A 281-nucleotide genomic window follows, 5' to 3' on the forward strand; every position below is an offset into this window, starting at 1 on the left:
GGGCACGAGCGTGTGACCGAGTCCCTGAAGAGCGCCGCGCAGCACGAACAGCATGCCGAGCGCCCAGTACCCGCAGCCGTTGATGATGAGCATCCGATGCGCGTCGTCGACGACGACGTCGGATCCTTCGCCGATGAACAGGCGCACCATCGGGGCGCCGAATGCGACCAGCAGGGCACCGAGGACCACACCGGCGGCGACCGCCATCCAGGTCGCCTCGACCACACCGCGACGGATGCGGTCGGGCCGACGACCGCCGTGGTTCTGCGCCGCGTACATCG

1 protein-coding gene is annotated in these 281 nt (G+C 69.4%); it reads right to left on the reverse strand.

Annotated elements, in window-relative coordinates:
* Positions 1 to 281: MATE family efflux transporter (locus L687_RS0121640; protein WP_031207439.1), on the reverse strand; the 281-nt coding region annotated here is incomplete at both ends.

Source organism: Microbacterium maritypicum MF109, assembly GCF_000455825.1.
In the GTDB taxonomy this organism is placed as follows: Bacteria; Actinomycetota; Actinomycetes; order Actinomycetales; family Microbacteriaceae; genus Microbacterium; species Microbacterium maritypicum_A.